This is a genomic window from Oleiphilus sp. HI0132 (assembly GCF_001635845.1).
Genome location: NZ_LWGJ01001183.1, coordinates 1 through 710 on the forward strand (window position 1 = coordinate 1; position 710 = coordinate 710).

Sequence of the window (710 nt, forward strand, 5' to 3'; positions counted from 1 at the left end):
ATGTGTTAGCAGAGGCGCTCAGTCTCCCTTAATTATGGCCGATATGCCTTTTAATACCCTGAATAGCCCTCACGATACCTTGAACTATGGTGGACAGTTGATGCAAGCAGGTGCCCATATTATCAAGCTAGAAGGCGGCGAGTGGCTTGCAGAGTATATTGAAGCCTTAAGTGATCGAGGCATTCCTGTTTGTGCACATTTGGGTTTAACGCCTCAGTCTGTCAATAAGTTAGGCGGCTATCGCGTTCAAGGCAAGGAAGCTGAAAAAGCTAACGCCATGATTAATACTGCGCGCGCCCTTGAAGAGGCCGGTGCCGATATGATCTTACTTGAGTGCGTACCCACCTCACTCGCTGAGCTCATTACCAAGAAAGTTAGTGTCCCTGTCATCGGAATTGGTGCGGGGAATGTTACCGATGGTCAGGTCTTGGTGATGCATGATCTCCTTGGAATTACTTCCGGACATAAGCCTAAGTTCGTAAAAAACTTCATGCAAGGCGCCGGTTCAGTGCAACAGGCCTTCGAGCACTACGACCAAGCGGTTAAGTCCGGCGAATTCCCTTCTGCCGATTATAGTTTTGCAGGCTAAACGAGACTCAAGCATGATCACCGTTAACAGTATTATTGCACTACGAAAAGTTATCAAAGAAGCTAGACAAGCCGGTAAAGTAATCGGCTTTGTACCCACTATGGGCAATCTTCATGAAGGC

Annotated in this window: 2 protein-coding genes; both read left to right on the forward strand. The window is 47.6% G+C overall.

Features of this window, described 5'->3' with window-relative positions; translation table 11 throughout:
* Positions 1 to 589: 3-methyl-2-oxobutanoate hydroxymethyltransferase (gene panB, locus A3766_RS16865; protein ID WP_068642556.1), on the forward strand; the 589-nt coding region annotated here is incomplete at its 5' end.
* A gap of 13 nt (positions 590 to 602) precedes the next feature.
* On the forward strand, positions 603 to 710 hold a 108-nt coding region (locus A3766_RS29750; protein WP_197479605.1), incomplete at its 3' end, for a pantoate--beta-alanine ligase.